This is a genomic window from Roseibium sp. M-1 (assembly GCF_054515675.1).
The window spans coordinates 3119401-3141124 of record NZ_CM137257.1; the positions used below are offsets into that span (position 1 = coordinate 3119401).

General features: G+C 59.4%; 22 protein-coding genes. 12 read left to right on the plus strand and 10 right to left on the minus strand.

Translation table 11 applies throughout. The features are described from left to right. Positions 1 to 208 precede the first annotated feature (208 nt). The 3 genes from ACX3M4_RS14035 to ACX3M4_RS14045 all read left to right on the plus strand — a co-directional run bounded on the left by ACX3M4_RS14035 (position 209) and on the right by ACX3M4_RS14045 (position 2307). The gene (locus ACX3M4_RS14035; protein ID WP_459359170.1) at positions 209 to 1072 is read left to right on the plus strand and encodes a LysR substrate-binding domain-containing protein; all 864 of its coding nucleotides are present in this window, start codon (positions 209 to 211) and stop codon (positions 1070 to 1072) included. Between the two features lie 52 nt (positions 1073 to 1124). Then, complete coding sequence (locus ACX3M4_RS14040) at positions 1125 to 1748, plus strand: LysE family translocator (protein WP_459359171.1); 624 nt, start codon at positions 1125 to 1127, stop codon at positions 1746 to 1748. A gap of 178 nt (positions 1749 to 1926) precedes the next feature. Beyond that, a complete protein-coding gene (locus ACX3M4_RS14045; RefSeq protein ID WP_459359172.1) occupies positions 1927 to 2307 on the plus strand; it encodes a hypothetical protein in 381 nt (126 codons plus the stop codon). Positions 2308 to 2612: 305 nt separating this feature from the next. Here ACX3M4_RS14045 and rimK read toward each other — a convergent pair whose 3' ends face one another. After that, complete coding sequence (rimK, locus tag ACX3M4_RS14050; protein ID WP_459359173.1) at positions 2613 to 3518, minus strand: 30S ribosomal protein S6--L-glutamate ligase; 906 nt, start codon at positions 3516 to 3518, stop codon at positions 2613 to 2615. A 279-nt stretch (positions 3519 to 3797) separates the two neighbouring features. Continuing rightward, the gene (mgtE, locus tag ACX3M4_RS14055; RefSeq protein ID WP_459359174.1) at positions 3798 to 5171 is read right to left on the minus strand and encodes a magnesium transporter; all 1374 of its coding nucleotides are present in this window, start codon (positions 5169 to 5171) and stop codon (positions 3798 to 3800) included. Positions 5172 to 5256: 85 nt separating this feature from the next. Here mgtE and ACX3M4_RS14060 point away from each other — a divergent pair, with 85 nt between their 5' ends. The 3 genes from ACX3M4_RS14060 to ACX3M4_RS14070 all read left to right on the plus strand — a co-directional run bounded on the left by ACX3M4_RS14060 (position 5257) and on the right by ACX3M4_RS14070 (position 8315). Beyond that, positions 5257 to 5523, plus strand: a complete 267-nt coding sequence (locus ACX3M4_RS14060) for a hypothetical protein (protein ID WP_459359175.1) — start codon at positions 5257 to 5259, stop codon at positions 5521 to 5523. A gap of 208 nt (positions 5524 to 5731) precedes the next feature. Further along, a complete protein-coding gene (locus tag ACX3M4_RS14065; RefSeq protein WP_459359176.1) occupies positions 5732 to 7024 on the plus strand; it encodes an MFS transporter in 1293 nt (430 codons plus the stop codon). Positions 7025 to 7100: 76 nt separating this feature from the next. Then, positions 7101 to 8315 carry a GGDEF domain-containing protein gene (locus tag ACX3M4_RS14070; RefSeq protein WP_459359177.1) on the plus strand — a complete coding sequence of 405 codons (1215 nt, stop codon included), beginning with the start codon at positions 7101 to 7103 and terminating at the stop codon, positions 8313 to 8315. A 35-nt stretch (positions 8316 to 8350) separates the two neighbouring features. Here the strand turns inward: ACX3M4_RS14070 and ACX3M4_RS14075 are convergent, their stop codons facing one another. The 4 genes from ACX3M4_RS14075 to ACX3M4_RS14090 form a co-directional block, all read right to left on the minus strand. Next, entirely contained in the window at positions 8351 to 9862 is a 1512-nt protein-coding gene (locus ACX3M4_RS14075) for a TIGR01777 family oxidoreductase (protein ID WP_459359431.1), read from the minus strand. Positions 9863 to 9916: 54 nt separating this feature from the next. Then, the gene (locus ACX3M4_RS14080) at positions 9917 to 10564 is read right to left on the minus strand and encodes a DUF4166 domain-containing protein (RefSeq protein ID WP_459359178.1); all 648 of its coding nucleotides are present in this window, start codon (positions 10562 to 10564) and stop codon (positions 9917 to 9919) included. 266 nt (positions 10565 to 10830) lie between these two features. Next, positions 10831 to 11391, minus strand: a complete 561-nt coding sequence (locus ACX3M4_RS14085) for a GbsR/MarR family transcriptional regulator (RefSeq protein WP_459359179.1) — start codon at positions 11389 to 11391, stop codon at positions 10831 to 10833. A 188-nt stretch (positions 11392 to 11579) separates the two neighbouring features. Further along, positions 11580 to 11963, minus strand: coding sequence for an ArsR/SmtB family transcription factor (locus ACX3M4_RS14090; protein ID WP_459359180.1), 384 nt, complete (start codon positions 11961 to 11963; stop codon positions 11580 to 11582). A 49-nt stretch (positions 11964 to 12012) separates the two neighbouring features. On the opposite strand from ACX3M4_RS14090, the gene ACX3M4_RS14095 reads away from it, so the two are divergent. The 5 genes from ACX3M4_RS14095 (at position 12013) to ACX3M4_RS14115 (ending at position 17184) form a co-directional block, all read left to right on the plus strand. Then, positions 12013 to 12459, plus strand: a complete 447-nt coding sequence (locus tag ACX3M4_RS14095; RefSeq protein ID WP_459359181.1) for an SRPBCC family protein — start codon at positions 12013 to 12015, stop codon at positions 12457 to 12459. Positions 12460 to 12485: 26 nt separating this feature from the next. Next, complete coding sequence (locus ACX3M4_RS14100; RefSeq protein ID WP_459359182.1) at positions 12486 to 12824, plus strand: hypothetical protein; 339 nt, start codon at positions 12486 to 12488, stop codon at positions 12822 to 12824. A 799-nt stretch (positions 12825 to 13623) separates the two neighbouring features. Then, complete coding sequence (locus tag ACX3M4_RS14105; protein ID WP_459359183.1) at positions 13624 to 14241, plus strand: hypothetical protein; 618 nt, start codon at positions 13624 to 13626, stop codon at positions 14239 to 14241. Continuing rightward, positions 14238 to 16757 carry an AAA domain-containing protein gene (locus ACX3M4_RS14110; RefSeq protein ID WP_459359184.1) on the plus strand — a complete coding sequence of 840 codons (2520 nt, stop codon included), beginning with the start codon at positions 14238 to 14240 and terminating at the stop codon, positions 16755 to 16757. The genes ACX3M4_RS14105 and ACX3M4_RS14110 overlap by 4 nt, the downstream gene beginning before the upstream one ends. Positions 16758 to 17049: 292 nt before the next feature. Beyond that, positions 17050 to 17184, plus strand: coding sequence for a hypothetical protein (locus ACX3M4_RS14115; protein WP_459359185.1), 135 nt, complete (start codon positions 17050 to 17052; stop codon positions 17182 to 17184). 904 nt (positions 17185 to 18088) lie between these two features. On the opposite strand, the gene ACX3M4_RS14120 is transcribed toward ACX3M4_RS14115, so the two are convergent. Both ACX3M4_RS14120 and ACX3M4_RS14125 read right to left on the minus strand, forming a co-directional pair. Beyond that, positions 18089 to 18427, minus strand: coding sequence for a hypothetical protein (locus ACX3M4_RS14120; protein WP_459359186.1), 339 nt, complete (start codon positions 18425 to 18427; stop codon positions 18089 to 18091). Positions 18428 to 18911: 484 nt separating this feature from the next. Continuing rightward, entirely contained in the window at positions 18912 to 19445 is a 534-nt protein-coding gene (locus ACX3M4_RS14125) for a Crp/Fnr family transcriptional regulator (RefSeq protein WP_459359187.1), read from the minus strand. 68 nt (positions 19446 to 19513) lie between these two features. Here ACX3M4_RS14125 and ACX3M4_RS14130 point away from each other — a divergent pair, with 68 nt between their 5' ends. Next, positions 19514 to 20098 carry a hypothetical protein gene (locus ACX3M4_RS14130; RefSeq protein ID WP_459359188.1) on the plus strand — a complete coding sequence of 195 codons (585 nt, stop codon included), beginning with the start codon at positions 19514 to 19516 and terminating at the stop codon, positions 20096 to 20098. Between the two features lie 464 nt (positions 20099 to 20562). Here ACX3M4_RS14130 and ACX3M4_RS14135 read toward each other — a convergent pair whose 3' ends face one another. Further along, positions 20563 to 20727 carry a hypothetical protein gene (locus tag ACX3M4_RS14135; protein WP_459359189.1) on the minus strand — a complete coding sequence of 55 codons (165 nt, stop codon included), beginning with the start codon at positions 20725 to 20727 and terminating at the stop codon, positions 20563 to 20565. Between the two features lie 5 nt (positions 20728 to 20732). Then, positions 20733 to 21605 (minus strand): DUF305 domain-containing protein, encoded by an 873-nt coding sequence (locus tag ACX3M4_RS14140; RefSeq protein ID WP_459359190.1) that lies wholly within the window; start codon positions 21603 to 21605, stop codon positions 20733 to 20735. Positions 21606 to 21724 lie beyond the last annotated feature (119 nt).

Below are 21724 nucleotides of genomic sequence, written 5' to 3' on the forward strand. Positions count from 1 at the left end.
CTACCCCAAAAGGGGGGAGCGGGGAACAAGCGGCCGAGTTGCGGTCTGACGCGATCATCGTTCGAGCGGATTTCGGAAGGGCCGTGGCCGCCATAAGCGAAGCTCACACCAAAAGTTCCGCCGGCAAAGCATGACGTTTCGTCTGTGGTCTCGACAGAACCTCCGCGCTTCATTATTGAAGAATATTCAACTGTCCCGGAGACCTGCGATGGCGTCCCTGCGCGCGCTTCATGCCTTTTCCCTGCTGGCCCGACACGGCCGCGCGTCGCTGGCGGCGGAGAAGCTCGGCGTGTCGCCGTCAGCGCTTTCCCACCTGATGCGCAAGCTGGAAAACGAGCTGGGTGCGACGCTGGTCAACCGCGACGGGCGCGGGCTGACCCTGACCGAGGAAGGCCAGCGCCTGGCGCTCAGCCTCGGCGATGCCTTCGACCGGATCGAAGACGCCGTCGACAGCTTCCGCCGGCGCGGGCGCACGGAACTCAGGATCAGCACCGTCTCGACCTTCGCCACGCGCTGGCTGATCCCGCGCCTGCCGGATTTCCAGGCGAACCAGCCGGATGTGGAACTGCTGCTCTCCGCTTCCACCCGGATGGTCGATCTCGACCGTGAGAATTACGACTGCGCCATACGCCTCGGCACCGGCAACTGGCCGGGCGTGGAAAGCAGGCTTCTGTGGAAGGAACATCTGGCCGTTGCGCTAGCCCCGGGCCTGCTGCGGGGCAAGGATGCCGCCGATCCCACCGTCCTGACAGGCCTGCGCCTTCTGCACAGCGCCTCGCGGCGCGGCGACTGGGTGCGCTGGCTGCAGGAGGCGGACCTCGCCCATCCGGAAACCAAATCCGGCACCGTGCTGCAGAGCCGTGACCTTGCCATCCAGGCGGCGATTGCCGGCATGGGAGCGATCGTGATCGACCGCCGTTTCGTGTCACAGGAGCTGGCCGCGGGCCATCTCGTCATGCCGGACTGGAAGCTGGTTGAACTCGACACAGGCTACTGGTTCGTGCGCTCTCCGGCCCGCACCCTCACCCGTCCGGTCGCCGCCTTCCGCGACTGGCTGCAGGAAACCGCTTGAAAAAACAGGTATCACATCCAATCATGACATCCTCGATTGGGAGAAGCTCGTTGTGATTCAGGACGTTAACTTGCCGCTCATTCTGCTGGCCGCGCTGATTGCCACCGTCAGCCCGGGACCGGCGACCCTGGCTCTGGCCGGGACCTCCATGGGGGCGGGACGCAAGGCCGGGCTTTCGCTCGCCAGCGGCATTACCACCGGTTCCCTGATCTGGTCGATTGCGGCTGCAGCAGGCTTGAGCGCGGTGATGGCGGCCAATGTCTGGGTGCTGGAAATCCTCCGGTATTTCGGTGCCGGATATCTCCTGTTTCTCGCCTGGAAATCCGCCAGGTCGGCTCTCGCGGCAAAAGGCGTGAAACCGAAACAGATGCAGGGTTCGTACAGAACGCTCTATCTGAAAGGACTGGCGCTGCACCTCACCAATCCAAAAGCGATCCTGTTCTTCGGGTCCCTTTATTCAATCGGGGTCCCTGCCTCCGCATCGCCGCTGCAGCTTGCTCTCGTTGTTGCAGTGGTGGGGGTGCAGAGCTTTGTTCTCTTCCATGCCTATGCGCTGCTGTTTTCCGTTCCGGTGTTCAACAGAGGATACCTGAAGCTGCGCCGGTGGTTCGAGGCAGCCTTTTCGATCGGCTTCGGGCTGGCAGGCCTCAAGGTCATGACCGCGAAACTCCAATAGCACTCCCCCGATCAGCCGGAAATCGCGACGGCCCTGGACATTCCGACGGATACGCGTGAACCGGCGCGGGTCCAAGGGCGCTTGATTTTCGCGTACAAAAAGCCCCAAACTTCCTCTCACGCGGTGAGCACATTGCGTGGTCATCAGGCTCTCAATCACTTCTTGGGGGAGAAGTATTATGCGCAAGGGGCTTCTTGGCGCCGTTTTGCTGGCGTTCACAATCATTTTTACAACCGCGGCCACCCGGCCTGCGTCGGCAGAAACACTGCTTTGGCGGTTTGAAAGCCACCATTCCAACATCGTCGACGTGGAACTTTATTCCGACACCAGACGCGGTCATGTCTGGCCCGGCAACAACAAGATCTATGTGCTCGACGACTATGCGGTGAAGACCATCAGCATTTCCTGCCAGCGCGGCGAAAGGGTCTGTTACGGCGCCTGGGTGCGCAACCGCTCCAACCTCTATTGGGGTGTCGGCTACAAGAACCGCAATCGCTGTTCCAGCTGCTGCTATACCTGCAACGGCGGCCAGACCAAGGTGATCGTTCTCAATCCCTAGAGCATCGTGCGTTCAAGTGAACGCACACAAGATGCTCTACCACTTCAAGATCGATCAGCTTTTGGACGCTCAACCGATGCCGGTTGGGCGTCCGCTGATCTGAAGCATCGTGCGTTCAAGTGAACGCACACAAGATGCTCTACCACTTTAAGATCGATCAGCTTTTGGACGCTCAACCGACGCCGGTTGGGCGTCCGCTGATCTGAAGCATCGTGCGTTCAAGTGAACGCACACAAGATGCTCTACCACTTTAAGATCGATCAGCTTTTGGACGCTCAACCGATGCCGGTTGGGCGTCCGCTGACCTAGCCCTTGCCCTTTGTTTTGGTCGCACCGGCCTTGGCGTTCTTCTCCAGGTACTCGATCATCTTGCCCGCGATATCGAGACCGGTCGCATTCTCCACGCCTTCAAGGCCCGGGGAGGAATTAACCTCCATGATCACCGGGCCATGGTTTGCGCGCAGCATGTCGACGCCGCAGGCGTTGAGACCGAGGCTCTTGGCTGCGCGGACGGCGGTCGCCCGCTCTTCGGCCGACAGTCTGACCACCTGAGCGGAGCCGCCGCGGTGGAGGTTGGAGCGGAATTCCCCTTCCGCGCCGGTTCGCTTCATCGCCGCGACCACCTTGCCGCCGATGACGATGGCTCGAATGTCTGTGCCGCCGGCTTCCTTGATGAATTCCTGCATGAGAATGTTGACGCCTGCGCCCCGGAACGCCTCGACAACAGACTTTGCCGATCTGTCTGTATCGGCGAGGACGACGCCGATGCCTTGCGTTCCTTCGAGCAGTTTGATGACGATGGGCGCCCCGCCGGCAAGTTTCAGCACTTCCTCGGTCTGCTTCGGATCATGGGCGAAGGTTGTTACCGGAAGGCCGATGCCGTCGCGGGCGAGGAGTTGCATCGACCTCAGCTTGTCGCGGGAGCGGCCGATGGCGACGGATTCGTTCAAGGGAAAGACACCCATCATCTCGAACTGCCGCAGAACGGCCATGCCATAGAAGGTAACGGACGCACCGATCCTCGGAATGACCGCGTCATACCCGGTGAGTTTAGCGCCGTTGTAATAGACTTCGGGCCGTCGCGAAGCGATGTTCATGTAGCATCTCAAGGTGTCGATAACATCAAGTTCGTGACCGCGTTCCTCGGCGGCTGTCTTGAGCCGCTTGTGGGAATAGAGATTTGCATTCCGGGCAAGCATGGCAATTTTCATGATGCTTCCTTTCTTCAGATCCATTGCAGTTTGAACTTGCGATGCGACTTCCTTGCTATCTAGAGCTGATCAGCGACAAATCAGCACCTGGCCTTCATTTGGGTCAGTCGGACAAACCCTCCGGCAAGTTAAACATTCCGAACACATATATAAGTAAAATTTCGTACTAAAAAATTCATGGCAATATTATTTTAAATTATTTAATCATTACACCAAATATAAAACAAGATACCTCACCCGCCTTCTGCACGCTCCATTTTAACTGATGAATTAATTTATTCAAATCAGCCATGGCATCAACATGGTTGCAAAGCTCAGCACGAAGAAAAAGCCCGCCATGTCCGTGATGGTGGTCAGCAACGGTCCACTTGCGGCAGCCGGATCCTGTCCCAGGCGCTTGAGAAGCAACGGGACAATTCCACCGATCGAGACCGCCAGCATCGTGTTGAGAGAAAGAGCGCCGCCAATGACGAGCCCCAGAGCCGGATTGCCTTTCCAAAGCCAGGCGACCAGGCCGATCATCACACCCAGGGCAACACCGTTGATTGCTCCGACCGAAATCTCCTTGATCCAGACCCAGAAGGCATCGACCGGCCGGACAAGCCCAAGGCTGAGCTCCCGCATGGTGACGCCGACCGCCTGGTTGCCCGAGCAGCCGCTCATGTCCGACACCATCGGCAGAAAAACCGCGAGGGCAATGACGGCGGCAAGGGTCTCTTCGTAAGCGGAAATGACGCTCGCCGCGAGAATGTTCAGAACGATATTTGCCGAGAGCCACGCCAGACGCCGGCGGGATCGAATCCACAGGGGCATCGAACGCAACTCGTCGCCGACGACCCCCTGGCGCTTCAGGCTCTCCGTCTCGGCGCGCTCAAGCACCGCATCCGCGACCGCCGTCCTTGAAACCACTCCCACAAGAATTCCGTCGGCGTCCACAACGGGAATACCCAGAAAGGGATGCTCTTCGAAAATATCTTCCAGATCCTCCAGCAGCATGTCGACCGGAACCGTCTGCGGCTCGACCATGATGTCGGAGAGGAGCTGCGAGCGTTTCGCGGTCAGGAGACTGCGAAGCGAGACAACACCGACCGGGCGCCGGTCCTCATCGATAATGTAGGGATGCTGGCCCCGGTATCTTTCAAAATCGTCATCTGCCGTCGCCACATGGCGCAAGATCTTGCCGACGGTTTCATTGACGTTGAAGCAGAAGACTTCCGACATCATCAATCCGCCGGCTGTGCCGTCTTCGTATGTTGCCAGCCGGCGGACATCCGCAGCGTCTTGGGCGTCCATCTCCGACAGGATGGCCTCGGCGTCCTGTTCGTCGAGTTCACCGATAACATCCGCCTGAATGTCGGAATCCAGTTCCTCAAGGATGATGGCGGCACGGTCCGGCTCCAGGCGCTCCACCAGATCGACAGCCATGTCATTGGGCGCTTCGCCGATGAGCTGCGCAGCCAGCTCTATCGGGACAATTTCCAGGACCTTGTCCCGGTCATCGGCAGACAGGAACAGGACTTCCCGCAACGCCTCGCTGTGGGAAAGCGGATCCAGAATTTCCGTAATCTTGTCCGCGTCCGAAGCTCCGACCGCGTCCAGAAGCTGTTCCGAGAGATCCTTCTCGTCCAGCAAGGCTGCCGCTTCTTCCGCCACCTACCGCCACCTCTCTAACTTGAAAAGAATGAGATATGATGATATTTTTTGCCTATAGACAAAATATTATAACAGACCGACAGCAATGAACACCTCTGAAGCAGCACAAAAACTGGCAGAGCTCTACGGTCTGGAATTCGGCGGGAAAAAATCCGGCCGTTACAGGCTGCCTCAAAAGCTCCTGCGTGATCTGCTCGGCAAAAAGAGGCTCTATCCCGAGGATATCGTCAGCCTGACCCGCGACCTTTTCGAAGAAGGCTATGTGCTTATCGATATGGACAATTATTTCGTCGTGATGAGCGCAAATTCCTTCGTCAACTATCGGCGGGCCGGCAGGAACGAATTCGACTGACAAGACAGCTGTGGTGGTGGCTGCGCAGCAATCAGACCCCTCCTTTTCCGGCACCGGCTCTGTCGCGTTCACGTAGGCCGGCGTCGCTCCCCGGCGTTGTGCTGACTGGAACCATATAGAGAATGCGGGTTAGGTGGACGCCGTTCGCCGCGCTTTGCATCGTCCCGCCTCCCTTCGGAAGCACCCTCGACCAACCGGAACCGCTCGCATGACCACCGACACAAGGGGAACCCTGACGCTGTTTCTCGGCATGGCGTTCCTGATGGTGAGCAACGGGCTGCTGGCAACGCTCCTGACCCTGCGCGGGGCGGCGCTCGGGTTTGACGAAGCTTCCATCGGCCTGATGCAGTCGGCCTATCCGCTGGGGGCATTGCTCGGCTGCATCTATGCCCCCCGGCTGGTGATTGCCTCCGGTCACGCGCGCAGCTTCGCCGCCCTGGCTTCGATTGCCAGCACTGCCTCGCTCGTTCATCTCATCACCAGCGATCCCTGGAGCTGGAGCGCCATGCGGGCCCTCTCCGGCTTCTACTTCGCCGGCCTTTATGTGGTCGCGGAAAGCTGGCTCAACGGCCAGGCCTCGAACCACAACCGCGCCAGCCTTCTGTCGGTCTATTTCATCATCCAGAGCGGCGGCATTGCCGCCGGGCAGGCGCTGCTCAATCTTTCCAGCCCCGACGGGCCGCAGCTTCTTGTGCTGGTCTCCATCCTGATCTCGCTGGCCCTGGTGCCCCTGCTGCTGGTGGCGCGCGACGCACCACTGTTCGAGGTCACCGAACGCGTGTCGCTGCGGGAACTGTTCCGGATCTCTCCGATGGGATTGAGCGGCAGTTTTCTCAACGGCATCAGCCAGGGCGCGCTGTATATCGGCCTGGCGCTTTACGGCACTGCGGTCGGCCTCGATCCCGGTGCCGTCGGGGCGCTGGTCGGGGCCTGCACCATCGGCAGCGTGGCGGCGCAGTTTCCGATCGGCAGGCTCTCCGACCGGATCGACCGGAGGCTTGTGATCCTCGGCTGCGCCGGGCTTGCCCTGCCGCTGTGCCTCGCACTGACCTATCTCACGCGCACGGACGCACCGTCCCTGATTGTCATTGCCGGCGTCGCCGGTCTCGGCGGCCTCGTGCTGCCGATCTACTCGCTCTGCGTCGCCCATGCGAACGACCATTTGCGGCCGTCCCAGATCGTCGCGGCCAGCGGAACGCTGGTGCTGGTCTTCAACGGTGGCATCGTGCTCGGCCCCGCTCTCAGCGCCTTTGCGCTGCAGATCTTCGGCCCCACGGGCATCTTTCTCTTCGTCGGCTTCGTGCAGGCCCTCACCGTTCTGGCCACCCTCTACCGCCTCTGGCGCGGCCATGAGCGGCCTGACACCACCGGCACGGCCATGCCCTTGCCTCAGGCGGCAACGCCCTATGCGACGCATCTCACACCGGAGGCCGCCGGTACAAATGATGCGACCCTAGCGCCAGGAAAACCAACTTCATCGCCAATTTTAACAGAGCACTAACGGGCCTTTGTCAGGATGGACGAACGGATCCGACGCCACTCGTCTGCTCCGGATCGAACCGACACGGGCCCCCACGATGAACCTGGATGTCTTGACCTTGCTGCTGATCCTGGGGACGGGATGCATCCTCATCGGCACAGCTCTCCTTGTCATCTGGTTGCAGAAGCGTTCCGAATACGGCCTCTTCTGGTGGAGCATGAGCCTCTTCATGCGCAGCGTCACCTTTGCCTTGATGCTGCTCCGCGACCGCATCCCGGACTGGGCCTCGATCGATCTTGCCCTTGCCCTCCTGGTGCTGGGGACAGGCGTCTCCTGGGCGGCGGCGCGCCTGCAATCGCGCCGGACCGTCAGCATTGCCGTGGTGCTGGGCCCGGCCGCGCTGCTGCTGCTGGCCCTCCAGGTTCCGGAGATCCGGCAAAGCATGAGCAACCGCCTCGCATTTGCTTCGGTCGAAATCGGCTTCCTGGCACTGGCGGTCGCCTGGGAATTCCGGCGGCAGGCACGGTTCCACGGGCGCCTGCGGACAGGCCTCGCCGCTATCTTCGCGATCTCCGGCATCGTTCATCTGGCCCGCGCGGTTTATGCGCTGGTTCATCCGCTGCCGGAGCGGTTGCCCGAAATCGGCAACCTCATGGCAGGCTCGCTCTATTTCTACCTGCTGGTGCTGTTTCTCGGTGGCATGATCGGCATCGGCTTCCATTGGGAACAGCTTGTCCGCTCGCTGAAATACGAGGCCGACTGCGACGTCCTGACCAAAGCGAACAACCGCCGAGCCTTTGCCGCGCGCGCCGAGGGGGTGCTTGCCGCCGGATCGCGGACAGGGAAGCCCGCCACTCTGCTGTTGTTCGACCTTGATCACTTCAAGTCGGTCAACGACCGTTTCGGACATCCGGGAGGAGATGCGGCGCTGCAGGCATTTTCCAATCTGGTGCAGAGCCAATTGAGGAATGTCGACCTGTTCGGGCGCATTGGCGGAGAGGAATTTGCCGCCCTTCTGCCCGACCTCAGCAGCGAAGATGCCTACCGGGTGGCGGAACGGCTCAGGCAGGCCGTTTCGCAGCTTGAAATCACTTATCCCAAGGGGCCGATATCCCTGACGGTCAGCATCGGCGTGGCCACCTCCGGCGAGACAATTGCGACCCTCGACGACCTGATGCTCCAGGCCGATGCTTCGCTCTATGAAGCGAAGCTCCGGGGCCGCGACCGGGTTCATGGTCCGGATATCGGCCGGGTTGCCGCCCTCATGCGTTATCCGGACGAGGGCCACCCGCGCGAATTACTGACCGGGTGACCCCGGCCGCCTCTGTCCTGACGACCGCGGTCACATCACCCTTCTTCAACCGGATGCACGGATGACCGCCCGGCTTCTTTGGCAGAGGCGTTTTTCGCGCCCGTGATCTGCCGCAGCATCGGCGCCAGTTCGGGATGCCGGAAGGTGAAGCCGGCGGCTGTCAGCTTTGCCGGAACCACGCGCTGGCTGCCCAGCATCGTTTCCCGGCCCATGTCGCCGAGTGCCTTTGACAGGAACCACGCGGGGATGCGCAGCACCGCGGGACGATGCAGGGCAGCTGCCAGTGCACGAGTGAGGTCGGCGTTTCGGGCGGGCTCTGGAGCGGTGGCATTGACGGGGCCTTCCAGGCTGTCATCGGCGATTGCGCGGGCAATGACGCGGATGAGGTCGTCCCGTTCGATCCAGGACATCCATTGACCGCCGGAGCCCATCACGCCGCCGCCACCGAATTCGAACGGTGTCAGCAACCGGGCAAGCATGCCGCCCTCGACGCCGAAGACCAGCCCGATCCTGAGGCACACGACGCGAGTGTTTTCGCTGGCGATCTTCATCGCGGCCTTTTCCCAGGTGTCGCAGACCTCGTGCACGAAAGCCGGAGCCGGACCCGCCTCTTCGTTCAATATCTCGTCGCCGCGCAGGCCGTACCAGCCGATGGCCGACCCAATGACGAGGCAGGTGGGCCTGTTTTCCAGACGCTTGACCAGAGCCTCCAGGGCCTCGGTCATGGCAACGCGGGAGCCGACGATGCGGGTGCGCTTGCGCGCGGTCCAAAGGCCGTTGGCGATCGGTTCACCGGCGAGGTTGACGATGGCATCGATCCGGTCGGCGGCATGGATCTGGTCGAGGCTGGAGATCACGCGGACGGGGTGGGCGAGTTCTTCCGCATGGTGCGGATTGCGGGTCAGCACCGTCACGAAGTGACCGGCCCTGACCAGCGCCTCCACCAGCCGGCTGCCGATGAACCCGGTGCCGCCGGTCACCAGAACATGCCGGCGCGGCGGCAGGCCTGCCACAAGCATTGCCGGATCGCCCCGCCCAAGGCGCTCGCTGCGGGCAGCCGCCAGGAGGTCGCGAGCGCTGAAGAGACCGACGCCGATGGCCGAGACCGTTGCGAGCGCGCTCCACCAGCCGTAGTTGACGGGCACAAGCGCCGTCGGCAGGAAGGACCAGGTCCAGAGATAGGGCGCGGCCAGGGCAAGGATCGCACCGTAGTTCAGTGCCAGCAGTGTATGGTTGATCCGCTCCGTCCAGGGCAGCTTGCGCGTCAGGTCTTCCTCGACGAAATCCCACAGGGTGATCAGAACTTCCGCAAGCAGGATCGCCGCCAGCGTGACGGTGAAAGCGCCGTGCGGCACCAGCCAGCCGAAACACAGGAAGATGACGGCGTAGAAGAAGTTGCGCACGCCATGCAGCCGCAGTTCCGTTTTCTGGGAGGCGCGCCAGGCCAGCCGCTCGCTGCCTTCGTGATGCACGAGCGTGTCGAAGGCCCCCATGAAGATCTGGATGGAAATCAGCGTCCAGAGGACGGGACTGTCCAGTCCCGTCATTTCCGTGCCTAAAGTGTCCGGCCCCCAAGATACCGGGCCAATATTGGTCATGGGTCAGTCCTCGCTGTCTTGAAAGAGCGCATCCTGGTGAACCAGTTCGCCGAAGAAGCGGCTCTTGAGGGAAAGGGAAAAGAGGAACCGGTTTGCGCCGAGGTCGCGATGGGTGATCGTCAGCCTGCCCGGCCGCAGCCAGGCCGGCAGCCGCAACCGCCAGGGACCGGCCTGCAGGAAATAGTGGTCGCTCTGGAAGGTGATGCCATTGTCGTCGGCGCCAACCTTCAACGCGATACCGATGCCGGCACCGATATATTCCTCGATGCCGGTGGGGCCGTCGAAGCGCTTGGAGCTGTGTATGACCTGCGGAAAGCCGGAGGCGCGGCCATACTGGCGGATCCAGAACTGGCCCTCGCCTGCGATGTCCTCGGTGACCGAGACGACGGCCGACTGCCCCAGAGAGCTTAAGTCATGCGGCAGCGGCCCGCCGACGATCCGGGCGAGCTGCGCCAGAACCCGACCGGCGACATTCATGCGCATCGACACGACACGACCCTGATAGACGACACTCGCCCCACCGCTGAGACGCTTGCCGAACCTGCGGCGGACGGATGCGGGCAGCGTGTTCCAGGCGGCCTCGCCGAGGAGATCGCGAAAGCGGCGGTCGGCCAATGCGGGCCGAAGCTGCAGGGCGCCATCGCTCAACATTTGCACTTCCTCCTGTATAATCCGTTATTTCTGTATAAAGAGAAATAACTAATCAAAAAATTTTGGACCTGACCTGCCGGATTACCGGTTCCCGCAGACCCGTTTCCGCGAGAGAGCACCGGCTTCCCGTGGAGACTGCCCTGGGGAGCTCCCCACCGCTCCAGAGCCTGCCACCCCAGCCGCATCGCCATCAGGCCAGAGGCCTGCCGGGGTCCACCGAGCCAGCCAGGGCCAGCCCGGGCCAGCCAGGTTCGGCCCTCCTGGCCTCAGTCCGATTTCTTGCCGCCAAGCTTCAGGAGCGACAGCACCTTGTCGCCCATCTTCATCAAGGTGGCGAGTTTCGATTTCGGCAGGGCCATCATCTGGCCCGACCAGCGGTCGGCCGTCTGCAGAAACTGGTGCATCTCCTGCATCCGCTTCAGGACGACGGGATCGAGGGTCTTCTCGTCCTCCGCCTGGCGCACGCAGATGTCGATGGCGCGGATCGCCGGATCGATCTCCCGCTCCTTGCGGCCCCTGGCAATCAGCAGCGCCATTTCCCAGACATCGGTCTCGGCGACGAAGTGCTCCCGACGGTCACCGGCGACCGGCACCCGCTGGATCAGCTTCCAGCCGACCAGTTCCTTCAGCGAGTTGGAGACATTGGAACGCGCGATCCCGAGCTCCTCGGAAATCTGCTCCGCATTCATCGGTTCCCTGCTCAGGAACAGAAGCGCATGGATCTGGGCGACCGACCGGTTGACGGACCACTGGCTGCCCATGTCCCCCCAATAGAGGATGAATTTCTCCCGTGCGGACGGGTCGGATTTATCGGTAATTTCTGTCATAACAGAATTATGTGACAATTGCGAATTGGAGTCAAGCCTTGCAGTGGTAACGTCTCGACTTTGATTTTCGGAATTTTCCGTGAGCGAACGCCGGACAGCCCCGTGAAGTCAACGGCTGCCGGAAACGGGCAGACCTGCTCCGGGCTCAAAACCCGTCATATGCGCGGATATGAGAGACAACCGGCGGCCTATGAGCCTTTCACTCCGTCCAGCCCCTCCTCCTCCTCCGGCACACTCTCCCCGCCCGGCATTCCCTCAACATTCCGCTTCAGATTGGCCAGCATCTGCACGGCATGCGCGGCATAGGGGCCGATCCAGCGCTCGTGAACCTCGTGAATGGGCAGGGCATCGAGATGGTTCCACCGTTCCCTGCCCCGCCGCTCGACCACAATCAAGCCCGCTTTCTCAAGGACCGAGAGATGCTGCATGACGGTGCAACGGTCGATCTGCGGCAGGCACTCACACAGGTGCCCGGTGGTTTTCGGACCATCTTTCAAAAGGTCGAGCATCTGCCTGCGAACGCTGTGTCCGAGCGCCTTGAAAAGCGCGTCATAGTGATCTTCTGTTGACATGTTATAATTCTATAACATAATACCCTCACAGAGCAAGGAGCCTCACGCCATGGATCTGAAATTCACCGTTGCCGGCCGGATATCAAAGCCGGTTGCCGATGTGTTCGAGGCCGTCGTCAATCCTGAACGGCTGTCGGCGTTCTTCACCACCGGCGGCGCGCGCGGCCGGATCGAGCCGGGCGCGGAAGTCACCTGGGACTTTCACGACTTTCCTGGTGCGTTCCCCGTCCTGGTGCAGGACGTCGTCCCGAACGAGCGGATCGTGCTGCAGTGGGAAGCTGACGGCGATGCGTCCACCTGGACAACCGTAACCATGACCTTTCAGGCGCTCGAAGACGGCCGAACGCTCGTGCGGATCAACGAATACGGATGGCCTGAAAGCGAGACGGGTCTGAAGTCCTGTTTGAACAATTGCGAAGGCTGGACGGGAATGCTTTGCGCAATGAAGGTCTGGCTCGAACACGGCATCAACCTCAGGGACGGATTTTACAAGTAACCGCTAAATGTTGGGAGTATCTGGAAATGGAACCGGGCAAGAACATCGCGATCAAGGTGCCGATCTATAAGTGGGACGAAACAGTCGCCTTCTATCGTGACAAGGTCGGACTGAAAGTGACGCGCGAACTCAAGGAGAGCACGGGCTTCGCCTTCGGCGCCATGACGCTCTGGATCGACCGCGTCCCGCACCAAAGCCAGACCGACGTATGGATCGAAATGTTCGACGACGATCCCGGTGCGGCGCTGAAAACACTGGGCAGCCCGAGGCGCGACGAACTGGAGCCGTTGACCGACGTGGTGGGTCACTGGACCTGCGACCCGGCAGGAACGGTCATCCTCGTCAGGCAGGAGGCAATGAAGTGACCTGTCCTTGCCGGGGCCCGGTCCTAACCCGGGTGACAGGCGATCAGTCGCAAGAACAGTCTCTTCGCTCCTGAACAGGATGGGGGTGCGTCCAGACCAACCACCGGACGCCTCCCCTCACGCCGCCTGGCACAACCTTTCCTCGCGGACGAATTCGATCAGTATGTCTAGGGCATCGGGGCGGCGAAGGTGTAGCCCTGGAGGACGTCGCAGCCGAGATCGCGCAGGTTCCTGGAACTCCCTCACCTAAACCGACATTCGTTAGGACAATTTCTGCAGTAACTTTCGGCCCATTGCGGACCTTGGAATAGTCGCCATCGCTGCAGCTCAGCCCGCCGCAACCAGAAATTGGCACCCCGTCGACTTGACGACCAAACTTCTTAGGGACAATTTTGGCGGATACGGTGCGGAACCGTGGTTCGCCGGACAGACCGGCACTTGTGTTCCTTTTATCAAAAGCACACTAATCAGGAAAACAGTGGGCGAACTATGGCGCTTGCTCAGTTTTCATCTGTGATGGTTCCGAGGCGTCCATTTAATGTCCACATCACTTTCCAACGTCCTTCGGTATTGGCGGACATCACTAGCAGATGGTGCACTCGGCGAAGGGACCTTTCGGCAGGCAGATCGAAAACGCTTCATTGAGCTCCCGAAGGGCGCGCTCAAGACAGGCTGCTTGCCAAAGCAGCTGGTTCAGACGCTGTTTCGTGGAAACGAGGGCGCTGGGACAGTCTCGGTTCGGTTCTGGCCCTTGGTAACCGCCCGAAGGACCTCACATGCCGCGTCGCGTGCCGATGGCATGCCGGAGATAGTAGCCCCGGTTGTCACCGAAGGCTTCGTAGACCGGGCGGGAAGAATCTTACCGACGCGCAATGCCATAGCGCGAGATCTGCTGACACCGTTGCCGCGGGGTGCCTTTGCTCTAGGATCGGTAGAAGCGCTTGACGAATTCCTAGCGACGACACCCCTGCCGGAAATGACGACCCCAGACGGCTGGCAGGACTACCGCCAGCATTGCCGCCTGATGGTGGACGCCCTGTCGCCGGGTTGGCCTTCAGACGAAACCGAATATTTGCCTACGGGGAGTGGTTTCATCGAAGTGTCTGAGGGCGCCGATGCAACGGTGCGCGGTATGCTTGATCTTTACGACAGTCTGCTGGCCGAAGAACCAGATACGCCGCTTCTGCACCAAATTGCCCTGCCTCGCTTGTCAGATGAGGCGCCGGATTGTCTTATCGAGCAGGAATTCGCCCGGCGCCTTGGACATTCGAACCCGCATTTCCCGTTGGCCGAGCACCAACGGCAAGTCTTGGCATGGCTCGATGCCGCGAAACCCGGCGAGGTGATCGCGGTGAACGGCCCGCCGGGGACCGGCAAGACAACCATGCTGTTTCGGCAGTCGCCGGGCTCTGGGTGAAAGCCGCGCTCGACGGAGGTGACCCGCCGGTCATCGTGGCAGCGTCGTCGAACAACCAGGCGGTTACCAACATCATTGACGCCTTCGGCAAAGAATTCGCAGCGGGCGAAGGTGTGTTCGCCGCGCGCTGGTTGCCGGACATCAAGAGCTTCGGAATGTTCCTGCCGTCGCATTCCCGGCGCATGGAGGCCGCGCAGCGCTACCAGACGGAGGCCTTTCAGGCGGAATGCGAGTCCGTAGCCTACGTCGAACGCGCCAAGGCCGCTTGGCTGGAGGCGGCGGGAAAGGCTTTCCCCGATTCTGACGGGAAGGACGCCACCTGGTTTGTCGCAGAGTTGCGGACACGGTTGACCGAAGAAGTTAGTAAACTCCGTGACCTTGACACGGCATTGGACCGCCGCAGATCCTGCGCTGCCGCCCTTTTGGCGGAACTCGGCGAAGACCCCGATGCAGAGCAGGCCCGACGCGCAAATACAGTCCACGCCAGCCGCACAGAGGCTGATCGTCTGGCGGCCGCGCACGCGGCTCTCACCCATTATCTCGCCTCCGAGTCCTGGCTCACCGGCATGTTCGGGTTCTTGCCTTCGATCAAGCGCAAGCGCGTGTTGAGGGCGCGACTGGCCATCGGAGAGAACCTGGACGTGTTCCAGGACGTTACCCGCGTCGAGGATATCGAAACGCGCGTCATGGACGCTCTGATAGACCGCAAGCAAGCCCTTTCTATCGCCGAGCAGAGCCTTTCTCGCGCCGAAAGCCTGCAGGAACAAGCCAAGGTCAGCGAATTGGCGTGGCGCAAGGCCGCGGAGAGCTTCGGAGACCCAGAGGATCTGAGCGAGCTGGAACGCCGCGCGGACATCGGGACACGTTTCGACCTATTCTTGCTCGCTACCCACTATTGGGAAGGGCGGTGGCTCATGGCGATGGAGGCAAATCTGGCGACCATTGCGGCTTCGCACGAAAAGACCGGGCGAAAGGCTGTCGAGCCGCGCTGGAAGCGACGGATGATGCTTACACCCTGCGCCGTGGCCACCTTTGCCAGCCTGCCGTCGAAGCTGTCCTGCAGCCGGTTCCAAGGCGGCAAGTTCGCGAGTGATAGCCTATACAACTTCATCGACCTGCTGATCGTTGACGAGGCCGGGCAGGTCTTGCCAGAGGTTGCGGGTGCCTCTTTCGCCTTGGCCAAGCGCACGCTGGTCATCGGCGACACGCAGCAGATCGAGCCTATCTCTGCCGTGCCCGGACCCGTCGATGTTGGCAATCTGAAAGACAGCGGATTGATCGACGGTGAGGAGGTGCCGGACCAGGTCAACGCCAGCGGTATACGCTCGACCCGTGGCAGCGCAATGCGCCTCGCGCAACAGGCTTGCAAGATCTCACCTTGGCCCGAGCTGGACCGCGGGCTCTTCCTGTTCGAACATCGCCGCTGCCATGACGAGATCATCGGGTTTAGCAATGCGCTGTGCTACAAAGGCAAACTGCGCCCGATGCGCGGCCTGTCACCGGCGGATGCTCCGCTTCCTGCGCTTGGCTATTTGCATGTCGAAGGTCGTGCCTTCACGAGTGGCGGAAGCCGCGCCAACCCTGTCGAGGCGCGCACCATCGCCGCGTGGCTGGAGGACAGCCGTGCCTTGCTCGAAGGCCGCTACGGTCGCCCGCTGGAGCAGATTGTCGGGGTCGTCACCCCTTTCGGCCAGCAAGTGCGCGCAATCCGTGACGCCTGCACCGCGCGCGGCATCACCGTGTCGGGCCGAGACGGCATGACCATCGGCACCGTGCACGCGTTGCAGGGCGCTGAACGGCCCGTGGTGATCTTCTCACCGGTTTACTCCAAGCACGCAGATGGCGGTTTCATCGACGCCTCGCCCAGCATGTTGAACGTGACCGTATCGCGCGCCAAGGACAGCTGCCTCGTCGTCGGCGACCTGGACGTCCTCGCCACGGCCCGCAGCGGTTCCCCCCGCGCATTGCTGTCCGAATTCTTGGCCGCCAAAGGCAAGGCGTTGGATTTCGCCATGGAACCCCGCGAAGACCTGACACGGGGCGAGGCAAGGATCGAAATGCTCCAGCAGGCGGCAGAGCACGACGTATTCTTGCTGGATGCACTGAGAAGCGATGGTCGTAGATACATGATCGTCAGCCCCTGGGTCGTTGCCGGAACGATTGAACGGACCGGTCTACTGGACGCTATGGCAACCGCACGCCAGCGTGGGGCAGAAATTGAGGTCTTTGCCGACCCATTGCTAAATACCGGCCCTGCAGCGGGCGGGGTCAGCCAGATGGAAGCTGTTGAGGGCAAGCTTTCAGAAATTGGCGTCGCGATGCACAGGGTCCCTAAACTGCACAGCAAGATCGTGACCGTGGACAAAGATCTTCTCTGCGCAGGATCTTTCAACTGGCTCAGCGCGGATCGCAATGGACAATACGCCCGGCACGAAACTTCCTTTGTTTACCGCGGCGCTCACCTCGAAGATGAAATCAAGATCATCCGCGAAGGCCTTTTACAGAGGGCAAAGTAGCATTCGGCCCGGCGTGGTCGTTAGTCCGGCTCCAGGCCGCTGTGGTGCGGCCGGTCAAACCGGCCATTCGCTGCGGCTGCGTTGTCTGCGCTCTTGCCAAGGCCTCACTGTGCGGGACATTGCTGCCGTCGTCATAGATCAAGTGAGTGTCCGCTTGCATGATTGATTGAACACGTCGATAAGGGCGAAGAAATCTGAATGTTCCGCAGCTCAAAGTGCTGATCAGAAAGAACCGCGGTGCGCGCAGTCTAGTCGAAGCTTTGACGTTTTGGTGGCCAGGAAAGGATCCCATATGCCCCATCTCGCGATTGAGTTTTCCGAGGGGCTCGAGCGAAACTATGATATGCAATTAGTCTGCGAGAAGTTGTTCACGAAACTTTCCGAAAATGCAGTTTTTGAAGCCTCCGACATAAAAGTTCGAGCGTAGGCGGTGGCATATTTTCGTATTGGCACTGACCCACAGACTTTTGTTCACGCCACCCTCCTATTGATGGAGGGTCGCGATGAAGCGACTCGAAAGAAGCTGAACAGAACGATTATTGAGACGCTGCGAGAGCTTCTTCCAGGCGTAGGTAGCATCACAGTGCAAGATCTGGAAATCACGCGAGCCACTTACTTAAAGAATCTATCGTAGGCACTTTCGTACGCGATTACCTACGTTTGGTGCCTCACCTGTTTTGAATAGCAAATGAACACGAAGCGGACATTTCTAGACCAGTAGTAATGTGGAGGTTGGGCTCAAACCGGGCTTTCGCTGCAATCAAAACGAACGGCAACTGTAACGCGCAAGAACACATGGCCCAAAGGGCGTTTCCGGGATTAAGTGGGATCAAACGGTTTTTGGCGATTTTCTGCCGATTTGGGCGGAGTAAATGGAAACGGGCCGCGCAACTTCACTTGGCGCGCCGAACCACGAAAACCCGTCGCGCGATTTGCGTCATTTGAAAAATGAGCAATGAATTCAACCGCCGCGCAATTTCAAGGTAGCAACTTTTTCGTGTTATCCAGGGCAAATTGCTACGTTGGGAAAATCCGCAGAAACTTGCGATGTAAGTAGAAACCGCCTCGTATTTGCCGGACGCGGAGGTAGCAACTTTCAAGATCGGTTGAATGGGCGCTTCAGAGCACGTCAACCGATAGTCAAAAACCTTACCATTATGCCGCGTTTTGGATTTTCACGTCACGAAAACTCGGCCCCAAGGTTAGCCAAGCGGCCGAGTTGAAAACTTTTTGGAGCATGGCCTATCTTTCCCGGCAAGGTGGAAATTCAAGACCCCTAATTGAAAGCTCTTTTCGGACTGCTACTCAAAGTCTCTCAATCAGCGCTACGATCAGTAGTGGTATTCGACGACCACTATACCTGTTTTGCCGTAACCTTTTACGACCTCTACGGTTGTAATTTGACCGCCAGTGGTTTGAACAAACTCACACGTCTTTCCCACACTGTTCGCGTTCTTAACATGCGTTGACCCACCGCCATTAATAACTTCGATTTCCGTGCCTTCCCCAATCAAGCAAACCGTCATCACTTGTGAATCTGATACTTGCCCAAGATCACCTACATCTTCGATTTTCTTAATCTTTCCTTCGCAGGCAAGAGACGGCGCCACTCCTACCCCAAGTAATACAGAGGCAAAAACCAGAGCCAAAACACTTCTTTTCTTATACATTCCCAACCCCCAAATTTCTACTTACACATTAAGAACTATATTTTACGCATGCCATCAATCAACTCAACCAAAAATTGGTAATGACAAAAATGTCAAATTTAAACAGACTAGACATTGGCTTGTCTTAAACCAAGGCTTTGTACGTTTGAAGGGTTCCATATTCTACGTTATGCAAATCCCGCCTGTAAGCGCCAAGCTAGAATGTCACGGTTGGTCTATTCAGGAATGTCACACTTCCCGTTCTGACAACACCGCCCCTGATGGCCGCAGACCGGGCTCGTGGCCTTTCCAGGGCGCAGAAGCCGAATGACGGATATCCAAAAACTGCCGTCACTAGTCAAAATCCTCCAAAGCGGACTGTCGACCTTCTTCTCAGGACTGGCAGCTATGCGGCCCCTATCCGGACGTTCATTGTGTTCGAAGACCGTCTTAAAAGCGGACATCCGACATCGCAGCCTGCCTCAAAAAAATGCGTACGATCTTACTATTTCTCGCGCCGTACTCCCATTTCCCGATAAAGCGCCTCTGGGCTAACTGCGATCTGTTTGGCGATCTGGTTCCATTCGCCTTTCGGCGGCAGGTCTCCATGCCACGCCAACCACGCGTCCAGTCTCTCCGCCACCGTTCTCAAAGAAAGAATCTCGCTGCGCAGCCGGGTGTGCTGAATTTCCCGGGCGAGCCGCGCTGCCCATGTTTCGGCCAGATCCGGATCACGACGGAACTGCATCAGAAAAATGCTCTTGGAAATGCCCCGGACGAAGGCGTCGGTGCGCGCGACCGCATCGCAGTGATAGACGGAAGCAAAGACAGATGCTTCGGCCAGAATATCGCCCGGCCCGGCTCTCTGCAGCACAAGAGCCGCGCCACCTTCCTGATGGCGGATAAGCTGCACTTCTCCCATGGTGACGAGAAAGAGGCTCCTTACAGGGGAATCCTGGTGAAACAGATAGCTGCCGGCGTTTAGCCGGCGGTTCCGGCCCCGGTTTGTTTCGAACAGCGAGGAAATTTCATCGGACATGATGGCTATCATGTCGTCATTGCGGTGATCGCTGCAAGCTTGTGCTTCAAATCGGGAAAGGAATTATTATGATCAGATTCGTTTTCGCTGCTTCCATTGCGACATTTGCTCTGGCGACAGAAACAGAGGCGCAGACCAACAGCCATCACATGCATTCCGGCCAGGCGCTTGCAATGGATGATGCCGGCGCTGCGCAGGCTGGCCTCGCACCACAGCAGGCGGGCCAGTCGGCATTTGCCGCCATACAGGAAATCGTCGCACTGCTCGACGCGGATTCGCGGACGGACTGGTCGGCAGTCGATATTGACGCCTTGCGCAGCCATCTGATCGACATGAGCAATGTCACGTTGTTTGCAAAGGTACAAACCACACCGGTCGAGGACGGGTATCGATTTCTCCTTTCCGGAGATGACGGTGTTCGCGACTCCATCCGCCGCATGGTCAGTGCCCATGCCGCGACAATGAGCGGTGTTCGCAGTTTTCGCTACCAGCCAGAAACCACGCCGGACGGAGCCGTCATGATCGTGCGCGCCGGCAAGCCCTCGGACCTGAAGATGCTTTCCGGGCTCGGCTTTTTCGGCGTGATGACGCTTGGCGCACATCACCAGGAACACCACCTGGCGATTGCCTCAGGTCATGCTCCTCACGAGTGAGGCCTCGGACTTGAGCCCGTTCAAAGCCCGTGGCTCTTGTCTTTGTCGAAATATCAAGAGACGGTGTTGGTTTGTCAGTGCGGACTTCCGCGTCAAGTAGCGAGAGAAGTGTGGAGGCGATCTTGGCCGCGGTGAGGTCCGGCTGACAGCCGCCGACAAGTTGGCAGCGCGCTTGCCCGATCTTATAACTGGGCAATTACCGCCGCTCTCCCGCTGTCTCTGCTCAAGCGGAGTGCCCGGGAGGGCCGGGCGGATTGTCGTGCAGAAGGGTTTTCGCGAACGCAAAAGCCACTGCGATCCCGGCGATGGCATAGAGGACGATTGCCGCATCCTGCTGCCAATTGAAAATACCAAGGCGATCAGAACCATGGCGTCTAGGCTGATGGAGGTGGTCCCACCTGGTGAGACAGTTTGGCGGCTTAGCTAAAGCGGATATGGTTCGCTTTACGCCGCCGTTTTCGTCGTCACATTTTCTTTGGCTTAGACCACCTCTGGTGTCCTGCCTTGCGGATCGCGTGCGCGATCGCCTCTTCTTCTGCAGATGTGCCGATTTCGACGAGGATGTGTTCAATGCCGCGGGAGACATTTGCAGAGGCCGCGACGGTCTTGGTCAACCCGGTGAGAAGCATTGATGTCAGCTGTTGCAGCCGAAAAAACCGCGAAAGCCTGCAGTAAGGCTTTCGTCCAGTTCCATCACCAGATCCGTCATTTGCCTTTCTTCGACTGCAGCACTGTCAAGGTTTCCGCCCTCCACAGGGGAGAGAGGAATCGAAATTCCTGGAGTAGAGACCATGAGCTTTCCATCCCCGGCGGCCTGATCGACGGAAAGGGCGACGAGGTCACCACTGATTTTCAAAAGAGCGTCTTCACCGCTCAAGACAAGCACAGGGGGGCTTGTCTTCGTGTATGTGAAGGTACAGATCGAATTGCTCGGGAAAACCGAATTCACTTCGTCGGTGGTCAGGAATTCCGGATCGACCGTTTCGATTGCTTCGGTGCTAAGAGCTTCTTCCGCACTGACAAGATTTGCCTTTTTGCCGGAAGCCGTTTCCCTTCTTTCCCCCGCCTCTTCGATATCAGCAATGAGATAGCGCATTTCGGCGATTTCCTTGTCCTGGGCATAGACGATCTCATCGGAGAGCTTTTTGACCCGGGCGTCCGAAATGTTTGCGCGGGATGAAGTCATGATCGCTATGGAATGATGTGGGATCATGGCGCTCATGAAGCTGCGGTCCTCAACGGTGACCTGGCTTCTCACCAGCCACAGCGAGCCGGCAAACAGCACTGCTGCACCGGTGAATATCGCAAGGTTCAAATTCCGGCTGGGATACATGGAAAACATAAAGCCAAGCATCACGATCGCCATCGCAGCGCCCATAACCACCGCCATGTATGCTCTCGTCTCGGACCAGAAAACGTGTTCGAATAGGTAGGTATTGAAATACATCAACGCGAACATCACCAGCGTTGAGGTAATGATCATCGCGAAAAAGCGCGGGTAATTCATGGCAACCACTCCCCGTTTAACTAGGGTGCAAACGCCACGGCCACCGGATGGTTGCAAGCTTCGTTATCTCTTAAATTCTCGACCGGTTGCAGCTTTACTGCCGGAAACCTGATCAGTTC